At 43.5% G+C, this 13,095-nt stretch carries 10 protein-coding genes, 1 tRNA gene and 2 pseudogenes; 4 read left to right on the top strand and 9 right to left on the bottom strand.

Features of this window, described 5'->3' with window-relative positions:
* Window positions 1–598: 598 nt before the first annotated feature.
* Both QTN94_RS14295 and QTN94_RS14290 read left to right on the top strand, forming a co-directional pair.
* Window positions 599–1,960 (top strand): type II toxin-antitoxin system HipA family toxin, encoded by a 1,362-nt coding sequence (locus tag QTN94_RS14295; RefSeq protein ID WP_138971739.1) that lies wholly within the window; start codon window positions 599–601, stop codon window positions 1,958–1,960.
* The gene (locus QTN94_RS14290; protein WP_138971740.1) at window positions 1,957–2,427 is read left to right on the top strand and encodes a helix-turn-helix transcriptional regulator; all 471 of its coding nucleotides are present in this window, start codon (window positions 1,957–1,959) and stop codon (window positions 2,425–2,427) included. Before QTN94_RS14295 ends, QTN94_RS14290 begins: the two co-directional genes overlap by 4 nt.
* Window positions 2,428–2,615: 188 nt before the next feature.
* On the opposite strand, the pseudogene QTN94_RS14285 reads toward QTN94_RS14290, so the two are convergent.
* Window positions 2,616–2,804, bottom strand: a pseudogene (locus tag QTN94_RS14285) (transposase domain-containing protein); the annotation flags it as partial.
* 46 nt (window positions 2,805–2,850) lie between these two features.
* On the opposite strand from QTN94_RS14285, the gene QTN94_RS14280 reads away from it, so the two are divergent.
* Window positions 2,851–3,969, top strand: coding sequence for an IS110 family transposase (locus QTN94_RS14280; protein WP_138972479.1), 1,119 nt, complete (start codon window positions 2,851–2,853; stop codon window positions 3,967–3,969).
* A 239-nt stretch (window positions 3,970–4,208) separates the two neighbouring features.
* Here the strand turns inward: QTN94_RS14280 and QTN94_RS14275 are convergent.
* From QTN94_RS14275 to rpsU, 8 genes and pseudogenes are all read right to left on the bottom strand, one after another.
* Window positions 4,209–4,580: pseudogene (locus QTN94_RS14275) on the bottom strand (IS66 family transposase); the annotation flags it as partial.
* Window positions 4,581–5,027: 447 nt separating this feature from the next.
* Window positions 5,028–6,434 (bottom strand): HipA domain-containing protein, encoded by a 1,407-nt coding sequence (locus QTN94_RS14270; protein ID WP_331428003.1) that lies wholly within the window; start codon window positions 6,432–6,434, stop codon window positions 5,028–5,030.
* Window positions 6,427–6,762 carry a helix-turn-helix domain-containing protein gene (locus tag QTN94_RS14265; protein ID WP_005489540.1) on the bottom strand — a complete coding sequence of 112 codons (336 nt, stop codon included), beginning with the start codon at window positions 6,760–6,762 and terminating at the stop codon, window positions 6,427–6,429. The genes QTN94_RS14270 and QTN94_RS14265 overlap by 8 nt, the downstream gene beginning before the upstream one ends.
* Before the next feature lie 335 nt (window positions 6,763–7,097).
* A tRNA-Ile gene (locus QTN94_RS14260) sits at window positions 7,098–7,173 on the bottom strand.
* A gap of 154 nt (window positions 7,174–7,327) precedes the next feature.
* On the bottom strand, window positions 7,328–9,184 hold the full coding sequence (rpoD, locus tag QTN94_RS14255; protein ID WP_331428002.1) for an RNA polymerase sigma factor RpoD: 1,857 nt from the start codon (window positions 9,182–9,184) through the stop codon (window positions 7,328–7,330).
* Window positions 9,185–9,282: 98 nt separating this feature from the next.
* Window positions 9,283–11,040 (bottom strand): DNA primase, encoded by a 1,758-nt coding sequence (gene dnaG, locus QTN94_RS14250; RefSeq protein WP_331416942.1) that lies wholly within the window; start codon window positions 11,038–11,040, stop codon window positions 9,283–9,285.
* 100 nt (window positions 11,041–11,140) lie between these two features.
* Window positions 11,141–11,584, bottom strand: coding sequence for a GatB/YqeY domain-containing protein (locus QTN94_RS14245; protein ID WP_331428000.1), 444 nt, complete (start codon window positions 11,582–11,584; stop codon window positions 11,141–11,143).
* Between the two features lie 26 nt (window positions 11,585–11,610).
* Entirely contained in the window at window positions 11,611–11,826 is a 216-nt protein-coding gene (gene rpsU, locus QTN94_RS14240) for a 30S ribosomal protein S21 (RefSeq protein ID WP_001145625.1), read from the bottom strand.
* Window positions 11,827–12,055: 229 nt separating this feature from the next.
* Here rpsU and tsaD point away from each other — a divergent pair, with 229 nt between their 5' ends.
* Window positions 12,056–13,072, top strand: coding sequence for a tRNA (adenosine(37)-N6)-threonylcarbamoyltransferase complex transferase subunit TsaD (gene tsaD, locus QTN94_RS14235; protein WP_138971408.1), 1,017 nt, complete (start codon window positions 12,056–12,058; stop codon window positions 13,070–13,072).
* The last annotated feature ends 23 nt before the right edge of the window (window positions 13,073–13,095 follow it).

Here is a 13,095-nt window from a genome sequence, read left to right as displayed (position 1 = left end):
GGTAGAGAGAATCATGTAAGATATTGAGTTCGCGCATCTTGTTGTTTGGTTGTTGTTTTTTGGCGAAACCATTTGATCACATGACAAGATGTGCATCTACCTTAACTTGATGATTTTTATCTAAATCATCAGGGGATTCCTCAGCATCAAGTGTTCATTTTCTTCCCCTGTTCATTTTTTATGAACAAACTAAAAAATGAACAGAACCTTATATTCCCAGCTTTTGTTTCTCAGTCTCAAACTCTTTAAATAACTAATGAGTAGTTAAGGTTTCATAAATGAAGAAAAATCAAGATAATGAGTAGTGAAATTATCATTAGCAATAGATACGCCTTCCAATCAATCACCGATGAAATTTATTTAAAGCGTGAACAGTGGCTATTTTTACCCACAACACATATGGAAATAACTAACTCTTAATTAGCAGGGCACTATGCTGTATACTCCGCACTACCATGCTAATTTGAACAACGAGCTGATCTCTAAACTGGAATCCTACACAGGTTTTCCTATCAACTATGCGTAAAAATTTACACATTAATTGATAAAACCAAGCATTATGAGTACTATAGTACTCATAGATAGAGTGGAGTCCTCAATGGAAGAATTAAACATACAAGCTTTTATCAAAGGTGAATGGCTAGACATTGCTGTCATTTCATTTCCGAAAAGTAAACAGAACAACTTCCGAGTGACTGAACTCAATTACCTCGGAGACTACGCATTAGAACATCATGAAAAAGATGACCTACACGCCGTATCAATGAACCTGCCTGTATCTTTTTTCTTTGACGACATGGGGCGGCCTGGATGGCTAACTTTTCTTGATGACATAATGCCAAGTGGGGCAAGCAGACGCTATTGGGTCAAACATCTAGACATTGAAGATCTTTCAATTGATGAACAAGACTATGTTTTACTAAAGTTTGGCACAATGTCGCCTATCGGCAACTTGCGAGTAAAAGACTCTCTACCAGAAAGCTATGAAGAGTCAGATACCCTCTACTTTTCTCTAGACGATGTAAAAAACCGCGCAAGTGACTTTTTAGATTATGCTCAACAAAGAGGGGCTGCGGCTGGCGGTGCGACAGGCGCAGGAGGTGAAGCTCCAAAACTAATCTTGCGTTGCTCTAAAGAAATCACAGAGCCAAGTAAGATATGGATCGATCCTTATCAAGATGATAACACCAACCAAGATCTACACTATTTAGTCAAGTATCCTAGAGGCTCAAGAAGCACTGTTGACTGCAATATTCTTCGAGCTGAGTTTCATTATTATCACGAACTCACCTCTATGGGTTTTGATACCATACCAATCCAAAATATGCGATTAGAAGAAGGATTAAACTACCCTTCTTTATGGTTGCCTAGGTTTGATATTCGTTTTAACGAAAAGCAACAGATTGAAAAATTCGGAATGGAGTCTGTCTACTCCATTTTGAATAAAGGTGCAGGCGTTACTCTAGAGCATGAAGCGACGATTAGAACGTTAATTGAAAAAATCACCCATAGTCATATGGTGCAAAATCAAGGGTATGACTTTGATGTTCAGAGCTTTGTTGTAGAGTGGGTAAAGAGAGACTTACTCAACATCCTATTTGGCAATAGCGACAACCACGGTAGAAACACCTCATTCTTAAAAGGTGATGGTTATATTAAATTAGCCCCAATCTACGATTTTGCTCCAATGAAAGCCGATCCAGAAGGTATTCCAAGAACTACAAAATGGAAAGCCCCACTAGAAGTTGGAGGCACTTACAATTTTATCGGTATTGCAGAATCACTGTCTGACCTTGTGCCGAGTGAGCTCTTACTGAGCGAGCTTAAAGATACCTCAGAAAAATGTCTGGATCTTAAAGAACGACTGGTCGCTCGTGGGGTTCCAGAGCAGATCATTAAAATGCCAGCTATTGGATTAAATCATATCCCTGGAAAATTGAAAAAATGGGGGCTGTTATGAGCAATAATAACAAGTCATCTAAAGAGTCTATAAATGATGTCGTTAACCGTCTCCGACATAATCGCAAACAGGTCTCTAGTCCTCACAATACAAACAGTGACGACAACGTAAAGGCTGATACTGTTAACATCGGAGGTCGCACTTCTCAAAGGGCATCAAAAAAGACTCTACCTCCAAAAGCAACCGAACGCAGCAGGATAGTAAATCAAATAGTTAAACAACTACTGTTCGGCGAACTAACCCAAGGTCAGGCACTGAAAGAGCTTCGGATCAATGTTTTAGGTTTAAAGCAAGATGTTTACGCAAGGCTCGTAGATGTGTCCCGAAAAACCCTCTCTGATATAGAGAATGATCGTGGTAACTACAAAACAGACATATTGAATAAAGTCTTCAAACCTTTTGGTCTAAAAGTTGGTCTAATCCCGTCCTCATCGAGTATGCTAAACTCATTGCTCGATAATAACTGATCACCTACTGATAGCTAACGGTCGCAGATAATTTTAAGATTATTTTGCTATGATTTCGTCAGTCCGTAATAGCTAAAAGTTATATTTGGACGGGGGTTCAGTTCCTTTTGAAGTAGGATTTTCATGTAACATTCAATGTAACACTAAATTCAAACGTATCCGCCCCATGATCCCACGGGGCGACACTGCTAGTGTTTGAAGTTCCAAGGCAGGAGCGCATCGATATCTGGCTCCGCTTTCGCCAGCTCTTTCATACACTTGACCATGTAGTCGTAGAGGATGAGTCCATTGGCTTTCGCGGTCTCGACGATACTGTAAAGCATCGCACTCGCTTCAGCTCCATTGGGATTGGTCGAGAAGAGCCAGATGGTATGACCTTATATACTAAGACTCACCTATGGTGCATTTTTGGAGGTCATCAATATGAAATCCGTCAACTACTCTGCTTACATTGGGCTAGATGTACACAAGGACACTATTGCCGTTGCGGTTGCAAACCCAGAACGGCAAGGGGAAGTGCGATTCTATGGCAATATTTCTTCAGCAAAAGACTCCGTCATTCGGCTAATGAAGAAGCTCATCAAGCTCCACGGCTCTATTCTTGTCTGCTACGAAGCAGGACCTACTGGCTATGGACTATATCGATTGTTGCTCAGCATGAATATCGATTGTACCGTTGTTGCCCCCTCTAGAATTCCTAAGATATCGACTAATAAGATCAAAAATGATCATCGAGATGCAGTTGCTCTCGCTCGACTATTAAGAGCGGGTGAGTTGGTAGATGTCTGGGTTCCCGACATGACACATGAAGCTATGCGCGATCTAGTTAGAGCTAGAAGCTGTGCGAAAAAAGATACTAAGGTTGCTAAGCAACGTATCCAGAGTATTCTTCTGAGAACAGGAAAACGTTACGAGAAAAAAATGTGGACTGTTCGCCACCGAGTATGGCTCGCAAATCAATCTTTTCCTATCGCCTCCCAGCAAATAGCATACGAGCATTATCGACAGAGCTTAGAGCAAATAGAAAATCGAATAGAGCAACTAGACCAAGAAATTGATCGATTACTACCTAATTGGTCCTTATACAACCTCGTCAATCAGTTACAAGCGTTAAAAGGTGTTGGTCGTACCATCGCTATCTCTGTAGCGACTGAACTCGGAGACTTTTCACGATTTAGTAATCCTAAGCAAATTATGGCATTCCTTGGCCTAATACCTGGTGAGTACTCTAGTGGTAGCACTACTCGTAAATTCGGAATTACTAAAGCTGGCAATGTTGAGTTAAGACGGCTGCTGTATGAGGCAGCATGGGCTTACAGGAATAATGCAAAAGTTGGTAACTGGTTAGTGACTTACCGTCCCGACAGCGTCTGCCAAGAGGCCAAAGATATTTCTTGGAAGGCTCAGCAAAGGTTGTGCTTTCGCTATCGGAGCTTAGTTGCTAAGGGAAAGAAATCACAAGTCGCCATTACTGCTGTTGCAAGAGAATTGCTTGGCTTTATGTGGGATATTGCTGTATCCACACGGAGCCAGAAAGCATAAAATTTGCCTGAAAGTGAAGAAGATCAAGGTGAGTAATCCTCGTTAAGAATTTAAGTCGACCACTCGGTTAGATACTAGCAGCCAGATAGAGGTAAACTCATTACGAAAACCATGTTGGGGCTAAAGATCCCCGAATAAGAGTATGTATAACCCAAGTAATTGCTGATTCACTTTCAGGCGATTCTAGCGTTGAAAACATGCCTCGCCTCACAGAGGAGAGAGAGGTTTTGTCGAAAAACTTGAAAAAGGTCATAAGAGTTCTTTCTCCCAATAACCAGCGGGCTAGACTCAAGCACTTGTTGAGTTGTCATCCATTCGTAAAGCTCATCGAGTATCGGTTTGGCGTCTGTTTGACGCTCTGCTCTTCGTTTTTCAGCAGACTCACCTTTTAAGCGTGATTCTATCCCATAAAGCTTCTGGATTTTGGCCAGCGCTTTATCCGCTTTACCTGGCTTGCCTTTGCCTTGAAGCTTTTTCGCGTCCATGAACTTGCGCCGAGCATGCGCGAAGCAACCGACATTGGTGACGAGATGAAGCCCATCATAAGCACCATAACCATCGGTTTGCAGATAGCCATCATAGTTACCCAAGAAGGCAACAGGGCACGACTGGAGCGGCTACGCTGCACTACAGTAGGTTGTACCCAAAGCGCAATGATGGCCAAACAGCTGATGAATCGAAAGCGACTCAATTTACTTCGGTTGGATAGCTAAGCGATTAACCAACCATTAAATTTCTAGTAAGAAACCCACACGAAACCAAAAATGTTTTTGGTGAATCACTCGTTACTCAAAAAAGCCTCAATAGACTCATTCACGCAAAACCGTGACAGACAGAACGCACCCCTCTCCCCCTGTCGGACAAATTAATACCGATTTCACCGATAGATTATGCCTGGAGCATAAGTATCTTTTAATAGTGCCTGTCCTTTTAGATTTATAGTGCCTGTCCTTTTAGAGACTTCTTTTAGAGACTTTTTAGAGACTTTTAGTATTCTCTAACTCAAAAATGCCCAAAAATAATCTATAAATCTATTACTATAGCCCCTGTATTATCCATTAAAGAAGCTCACTCATTTCTGGCACGCTGTCGGCTTGAGCTAGCAAGTTGTCACATTCTGAGTGAATGAGTGATACACATAGTTCTATATGTTCACGTTCTCCATCCTCGATTCCTTGGGCTTCGGTAAGTTCAATCGCTTCCTTCAGAGCATTTTTTATAGCACCAACGGTTTCTACCATTATGGAAGCCATTTTGCTGCCTGAATAACTCAGCAGAGCGCCGAATTCAGCTAAATCATAGCTGGTGATAGGGCGTTTGAAGTTACCTTTCGGCGGATTTTGAAAGTCTTCACTTTCCCAATCTCCAATCGACATTGCAAAATATTGAGGGATACTGGCGGCACGACTCTCATCAGCAGACAACTTACCGCTTCGTGAGTTGTGTTTTGCTCCCTCTTGAGCGATTGCTTCTATGTTTACTAAATCATAAAAAGGGGTCAGTTCTAGGCCTTTAGGGGTGACGAAGAAGCTAATGTTTTTACCATGAGCATCGTAGTTTAGCGTTGCTAGATTAAAGAGCATCCATTGAGTGAGCTTTAGGTTAGTGATGACCGTGTCTATGGTTTTGACGCTCAGTAAGCGTGGGAAAGAAACGCCATCACGCATATATACGCCATCGCCTTCATCCCCATTCTGACGCTCGTATTTGTAACCTGGAGGTAAGTCAGTTGCCTGACAGCCATCAATCACATGTCTTCGTTGAACGACATCACTCGCCTCGATATAGGCACGATCGAACCGCTCTATGATCAGTGTCCTAGTTTTCCCAATGCGAGTTAACTCAACATTAGCGACGTCCAAGCCTGCTAGCTTGGCTAATGTCATACAAAAGAACTCATTAACAGCAATACACGGTGCACTACCGCTTTCAAACTTCAGAATGTAGTTCGAACTTAATTTGCCTTCACCAAACCCCCATTCATCACCGCGCTTAAGTAAGTTTAACTTGTTTTGAACACCAGCAACCGAAAGGCGAACCTTACCGTCCCAATACACTAATGGCGCTAGATTTCGCTCTAGTCGTTCTATTAGTTCATCATCAGGAACAGATCTAAAACTGGTTTCCCCAAGTTCCGAGCTTTGAACTCGAAAAGATAGTGCGCCAGATGTTTCCGCACCAAGCTTACGAATCAGCCCGAACGTGTTGCTTTTGGAGATAGTGGTGTTTTGTATCATCTCCTCAAAGGCTTCTCCTTCAGGAAGGAGATTTCTGAGGTAGTTCTCGATACTACGTGGCGAAGCTTGATCATCGAAAGGGATGTGTGGCGAAATCGGGAAACCAGTGTGTTTCCATTCATCGTCATAGATGAATGAGAACTCTGTTTCTGTTCCGACAGGAAGAATCAAACGACCAATTTTGGTATTCGTACCGATAAACACGTCTAACTGTTGTAACTTACTCATACCAACCGTCCTCACTGCTTCTCACGCTGTTTTCAGCTTGGGAGGTTATTTGGCTATGTGGACGAACAAATAGGTTTAAATCGATAAGACGTAGCGATAGCCCTAAGATGTCCATGAGGACGAGTACATTGGCAAAGGTGACACTGGTATCGCCTTTTTCTACCTTCATGACGGTTCTACGAGATAAGTTGGCTTTGGAAGCGAGATCATCAATACGCCAGCCTCTATCGGTACGCTTTGAGCGAATGGCGCTCCCCAGCGTTTCCATACTGAACTCGGTATTCAAATCAGGCATAGGTTGTGCCTTTACCATCTTACCTTTTTTCATAAGTGCCTTTTAATGTACTTTTGTCACTATTGGGTTGGTCTTAATATATAAGTTCACTATAACTCACTTTTGTCGTGACTGTATAAGAAATTATCTATAAGTGTAATTTAAGTTACTTATGGTTGGCTTGCGAGTTTAATACCTCTCTTTGTTCTCTATGAGAGATATTTATCAGCCAAAACGACATATTTGGCAACAGCGTAGTATTCGGATTAGTATTGGAAGAAGGCAGAGAAGAGTGCGTGATTGGGGCTTACCTGACCCATTACCTGACCCAAAATCGTCAGGTACAAAAAAAGGTTAGTAAACACTACGCTTACTAACCTTCTGGAATTTGGTGGCCCCTCCCAGACTTGAACTGGGGACCAATCGATTATGAGTCGACTGCTCTAACCACTGAGCTAAGGGGCCTTATAGGGCAATGATTATAGGGGATGAGGATCTAGCTGTCTAGCCAGTAACGGGTATAAATGCGCTTAGTTTTTATCCACTTAAATCGAATAGATATAAAAAAGGTGAGCTTTAGCCCACCTTTTAATCAATTGTCGAGAAAATAAGCTATCGACTATTCGTCTAGGAAGCTGCGTAGAGTTTCTGAGCGGCTAGGGTGACGAAGTTTACGCAGTGCTTTTGCTTCGATCTGACGGATACGTTCACGAGTTACGTCAAACTGCTTACCTACTTCTTCTAAAGTATGGTCAGTGTTCATGTCGATACCAAAACGCATACGCAGTACTTTCGCTTCACGCGGAGTCAAACCTGCTAGAACATCTTTAGTTGCTACTTTTAGACTGGTTGCGGTTGCAGAGTCTAGAGGCAGTTCTAGCGTAGTATCCTCGATAAAATCACCTAGATGCGAATCTTCGTCGTCACCGATTGGTGTCTCCATAGAGATTGGCTCTTTAGCGATTTTAAGTACTTTACGAATCTTATCTTCAGGCATTTGCATGCGCTCTGCTAGCTCTTCTGGCAGAGGCTCACGGCCCATCTCTTGTAGCATTTGACGAGAGATACGGTTCAGTTTGTTGATGGTTTCAATCATGTGAACCGGAATACGAATCGTACGAGCTTGGTCTGCAATCGAGCGAGTAATTGCCTGACGAATCCACCAAGTGGCGTAAGTTGAGAACTTGTAACCACGACGATATTCGAACTTATCTACTGCTTTCATCAGGCCGATGTTACCTTCTTGGATAAGATCCAAGAATTGTAGGCCGCGGTTGGTGTATTTCTTAGCGATAGAAATAACCAGACGTAAGTTCGCTTCAACCATCTCTTTCTTCGCACGACGAGCTTTCGCTTCACCGATAGACATACGACGGCTGATATCTTTGATGCTTTGAACTGTCAGAGAAGTTTCTTCTTCGATCATTTTCAGTTTTGAAATTGAACGGCGAATATCTTCTTCACTGCGACGAATTTTTTCGGCGTATGGTTTATCAGACGCTAAGATCTCGTCAAGCCATGCATCACTTGATTCATTACCCGTGAATAGCGTGATGAATGATTTCTTCGGCATTTTGCCATACTCAACCGCTGCCTTCATGATAAGACGCTCTTGAGTACGTACACGTTCCATTGAAGTGCGTAGCTCTTCAACTAGGTAGTCGAACTGTTTTGGAGTTAGACGGAACTCTTTGAACACATCTAACACAAGCTCGTGAGCGGCTTGTGCTTTTGAACTTTCACCACCGTATTCATTGCACGCTAGCTGGAAGTTTTGGAAAGTGTTACGTAGCGAAGTAAACTTCTCTAGAGCAAGTTCAGGATCAATACCTGTATCTTCTTCCTCTTCGGTTTCGTCGTCATCCACATCTTCGTCGTCTGAATCTGCGTCTTCATCTTCAAGATCAGATTCAGCAAGCTCAGAACCGATGTGCGTCGCTGTCGGTGCTGTTGTTTCATCTGCATCTGGATCAACGAAACCGGTAATTAGGTCGGTCAGACGTAGCTCTTCAGCTTGAACTTTATCAAATTGCTCGAGGATGTATGGGATAGTGCCCGGATACTCTGCCACTGCATTTTGAACTTGGTTAATACCATCTTCAATACGCTTAGCAATATCGATCTCGCCTTCACGAGTCAATAGTTCAACAGTACCCATTTCACGCATGTACATGCGAACAGGGTCTGTAGTACGGCCGATCTCATTTTCTACGCTAGATAGCGCAGCCGCTGCGGCTTCTGCAGCATCTTCATCGGTAATTGTATCGTCATCATTCAGTGCAAGATCATCAGCATCAGGAGCAGTTTCTACTACTCGGATGCCCATGTCGTTGATCATTTGAATGATATCTTCGACCTGCTCTGAATCGACGATTTCTGCTGGCAGGTGGTCGTTTACTTCTGCGTAGGTCAGATAGCCTTGTTCCTTGCCTTTAATGACAAGTTGTTTTAGCTGTGACTGCGGATTTTGATCCATAGACGGTATCCAACTTAGTATCTGGTGAAGGAATTAGTATGCGAGTTGCAAACCACACATCTTAACAAATTAATTGATTGCTGACTATCTGAATAGGGTTACGCTTTTAAATCTAGCATTAACGCTAGTAGCTCCCGTTTCTCTTCGGTTGATAAACCGACGCTTCTTTCTTTGGCCTGCAGATTTTCAATTTGCTTTTCAACACACTGGGCAAGAATTTTGTCCAGCGAGTCTAAAAATATATCTTTTTCGTTGTCTTCGTCGAGGGGGATTTCCCACCCAGCTAGACGTGACAACAATGCCTCATGGCTACTATTTCGCCAGCGCTCAAGTAGCTGGCCCGTAGTTATATTGGGGTGCTGGTGACAATATTCAAGCACTTCGACAAATAAACTTAGACCAGGCACTGTTAACTCTCTCACAGTTGAGAGATCCGGTACCATATCAGCATAGTTCGGATTTTGAATAAGCAAAGCGATCACTTCACGCATTGGTGTGCGCTTGATCTCTTTATGTGGCTGAGGTCGAGTCTCTGTGTTTTTTTTGCGAGCTTGGCGAAGCCTATTATCAAATCCTGTTCTTTCATCTAAGAGTTTTTCAAGTAACTCTTGAAAATAGGGATCTGGAATCTTGTCAATAAGCGCACTGGCGTGTGCCCTTAGCGCCGACTTACCTTCATGGCTCCCAAGGTTTAACTGATGGATTTCGATCAGGTTATCAAATAGATAGCTTGAAAGTGGAGTAGCCTGCTCAATTTTTTGTTCCAATGCTTCTTTACCGTGTGCACGGACAAAGCTATCGGGGTCTTCGCCATCAGGTAGGAACAAAAATTTAAGCGTGTTACCGGTTTTTAAATACTGAAGCGCATTTTCAAGAGCGCGCCACGCGGCTTCTTTACCCGCTCTGTCACCATCATAACAACACACCACGGTATTTGTTTGGCGGAAAAGCAGCTGTATATGATCACCTGTTGTCGATGTACCTAGCGAAGCGACGGAGTAATCCACGCCATACTGGGCCAAAGCAACCACATCCATATAGCCTTCAACCACTAAGATTTGTGGTGGCTCTCGGTATGCTTGCATGACTTCATAAAGGCCGTAAAGCTCTTTGCCTTTATGGAAGATCGGCGTCTCTGGAGAGTTTAGGTATTTAGGCGTGCCGTCGCCAATAACACGGCCACCAAATCCAATCACTCGTCCACGGCGATCTCGAATTGGAAACATCACACGTCCACGAAAACGGTCGTAGCGATTGCCATTATCGTTTTCGATCAGCATACCGCCAGTAACCAACATATCTTGCGTTTGCTGTGTTTGACCAAAATTCTTGCGTACTAAGTCCCATTCATCGGCTATATATCCAATACCAAATTTCTGTACAATTTGGCCGGACAACCCACGATCTTTCAGATAATCAATGGCTATTTTGCTTTTAGGCAGTTTGAGCTGATCACGATAAAACTGAGCAATGCTGCCCATAATGTCGTATAGATTACGCTTTTGTTCCGTATTGGCTCGCGGTTGGTTGGATTGAAAACCACCGCCTTGTCTTTGTTCTCTAGGAACGTCCAATCCGAGGTAAGAGGCGAGTTCTTCAATCGCCTCGACAAACTCTAAGCGTTCATACTCCATCATAAAATCAATGGCGTTACCGTGTGCACCACAGCCAAAGCAATGATAGAACTGTTTTTCTTGAGAGACGCTGAAAGACGGCGTTTTTTCGTTGTGGAAAGGGCAGCAAGCGCCGTAGTTTTTGCCTTTTTTCTTAAGTTTTACGCGAGCGTCAACAATGTCGACAATATCGAGTCGAGCGAGGAGGTCATCAATGAAACTACGAGGGATGTGTCCTGCCATAAAACCTTAGAAAAACGCACTAACAAAAAATGAAAGAGTAGATACAAACAAGCCGCGCATTCCGAAGGATAGCACGGCTTGTTGCAATTGATTTGGGAGATTAAGCCAGTTTAGAGCGAACTAAACCACTTACTTTACCCATATCTGCACGCCCTTGAATTTGAGGTTTAAGAACGCCCATTACTTTACCCATGTCTTGCATGCCCGCAGCACCTGATTCAGCAATCGCATTGTCAACCAATGCTGCTACCTCATCGTCAGTGAGTGGTTGAGGCATAAATTCCTCAAGTACGGTAATTTCAGCTTTCTCTGCATCAGCTAAATCTTGACGATTAGCTGCTTCAAATTGAGCGACAGAGTCGCGACGTTGTTTAACCATTTTAGTCAGAACAGCAAGAATGTCGTCGTCGTTCAGAGTAATCTGTTCGTCTACTTCACGTTGCTTAATTGCTGACAGAGCTAAACGGATAGTGCCAAGGCGCGCTTTGTCCTTGGCTTTCATCGCTAATTTTTGCTCTTCTTTGAGTTTTTCAATCAGAGCCATAACTAGAATCCTTTAGGACTTAGTTATTAGTACAGGCGAACGCGACGAGCGTTTTCGCGAGCAAGCTTCTTAGCGTGACGCTTTTGAGCTGCTGCTTTAGCGCGTTTGCGAACTGTAGTTGGTTTTTCGTAGTGCTCACGACGACGCACTTCAGAAAGGATACCTGCTTTTTCGCAAGAGCGTTTGAAACGACGTAGTGCAACGTCGAACGGTTCGTTTTCACGTACTTTAACTACTGGCATATGCCTTTCACCTCAGGGGTTAATTCGTTAATGCTGACTTCACAGTACCTAACTTAGTCGCTAGGTCTACAATCAGCTTGATCAAAAATGGTGCGGAATTTTAATCCGATCACACTGGCTTTGTAAAGTATTTTGTTGGGTAGAGTTTGCACAAAATTTGTTTGAGAAGCTAAGGCGCGGTAAGATTGCGCCAATTTTGAATTTGAGACAAAGACATCCAGGGTAAACCATGCGCATTATTGGTATCGAAACCTCTTGTGATGAAACGGGAATTGCTATTTATGATGATGAGAAGGGGCTACTTTCTCATCAGCTTTATAGTCAGGTAAAACTTCACGCCGATTACGGTGGTGTCGTTCCTGAACTGGCTTCTCGTGATCACGTTAAGAAAACAATTCCGTTGATCAAGGCCGCTATGGCTGAGGCAAATCTGACTCCAAAAGATATTGACGGCGTTGCTTACACGGCAGGCCCTGGTCTTGTGGGGGCGTTGTTAGTCGGCGCAACAATCGGTCGCAGCCTTGCTTATGCTTGGGGAGTTCCGGCGGTTCCTGTGCATCATATGGAAGGCCACCTACTTGCTCCGATGCTGGAAGACAATCCACCTCCTTTCCCGTTTGTTGCGGTGTTAGTGTCGGGTGGACACTCTATGATGGTTGAAGTTAAAGGCATCGGTGAATACAAGATTCTGGGTGAATCGATTGATGATGCAGCAGGTGAAGCGTTCGACAAAACCGCGAAACTGATGGGGCTCGATTATCCTGGAGGTCCACTGCTATCGAAATTGGCCGAAAAAGGCACGCCTGGTCGCTTCAAGTTTCCACGACCAATGACAGATCGTCCGGGTCTAGATATGAGTTTTTCTGGTTTAAAAACTTTTACCGCGAATACCATTGCAGCGAATGGCGATGATGAGCAAACGCGTGCAGATATCGCCCTTGCGTTTGAAGAGGCAGTGTGTGCAACCTTAACTATCAAGTGTAAGCGTGCACTGGAACAAACGGGATTCAAGCGTATCGTAATTGCAGGTGGCGTTAGTGCTAACCGCAGATTACGTGCCGATTTAGAACAGCTTGCGAAGAAAATCGGCGGCGAAGTTTACTACCCTAGAACTGAGTTCTGTACCGACAATGGCGCGATGATCGCTTACGCAGGTATGCAGCGTCTAAAAAATGGTGAAGTCGCCGATCTTTCCGTTCAAGCGGTGCCACGTTGGCCGATCGACCAACTTGAGTCTATTGCATAATCTAACGATGCATAAAAAAGGTC

This window comes from Vibrio sp. M250220, assembly GCF_036533795.1.
GTDB lineage: Bacteria > Pseudomonadota > Gammaproteobacteria > Enterobacterales > Vibrionaceae > Vibrio.
This window is presented reverse-complemented; position numbering and strand designations above follow the sequence as displayed.

Coding starts and splice junctions, on each gene's coding strand:
- QTN94_RS14295 (WP_138971739.1), top strand. CDS start 599: ATGGAAGAATTAAACATACAAGCTTTTATCAAAGGTGAATGGCTAGAC.
- QTN94_RS14290 (WP_138971740.1), top strand. CDS start 1,957: ATGAGCAATAATAACAAGTCATCTAAAGAGTCTATAAATGATGTCGTT.
- QTN94_RS14280 (WP_138972479.1), top strand. CDS start 2,851: ATGAAATCCGTCAACTACTCTGCTTACATTGGGCTAGATGTACACAAG.
- QTN94_RS14270 (WP_331428003.1), bottom strand. CDS start 6,434: ATGAGTAAGTTACAACAGTTAGACGTGTTTATCGGTACGAATACCAAA.
- QTN94_RS14265 (WP_005489540.1), bottom strand. CDS start 6,762: ATGAAAAAAGGTAAGATGGTAAAGGCACAACCTATGCCTGATTTGAAT.
- rpoD (WP_331428002.1), bottom strand. CDS start 9,184: ATGGATCAAAATCCGCAGTCACAGCTAAAACAACTTGTCATTAAAGGC.
- dnaG (WP_331416942.1), bottom strand. CDS start 11,040: ATGGCAGGACACATCCCTCGTAGTTTCATTGATGACCTCCTCGCTCGA.
- QTN94_RS14245 (WP_331428000.1), bottom strand. CDS start 11,584: ATGGCTCTGATTGAAAAACTCAAAGAAGAGCAAAAATTAGCGATGAAA.
- rpsU (WP_001145625.1), bottom strand. CDS start 11,826: ATGCCAGTAGTTAAAGTACGTGAAAACGAACCGTTCGACGTTGCACTA.
- tsaD (WP_138971408.1), top strand. CDS start 12,056: ATGCGCATTATTGGTATCGAAACCTCTTGTGATGAAACGGGAATTGCT.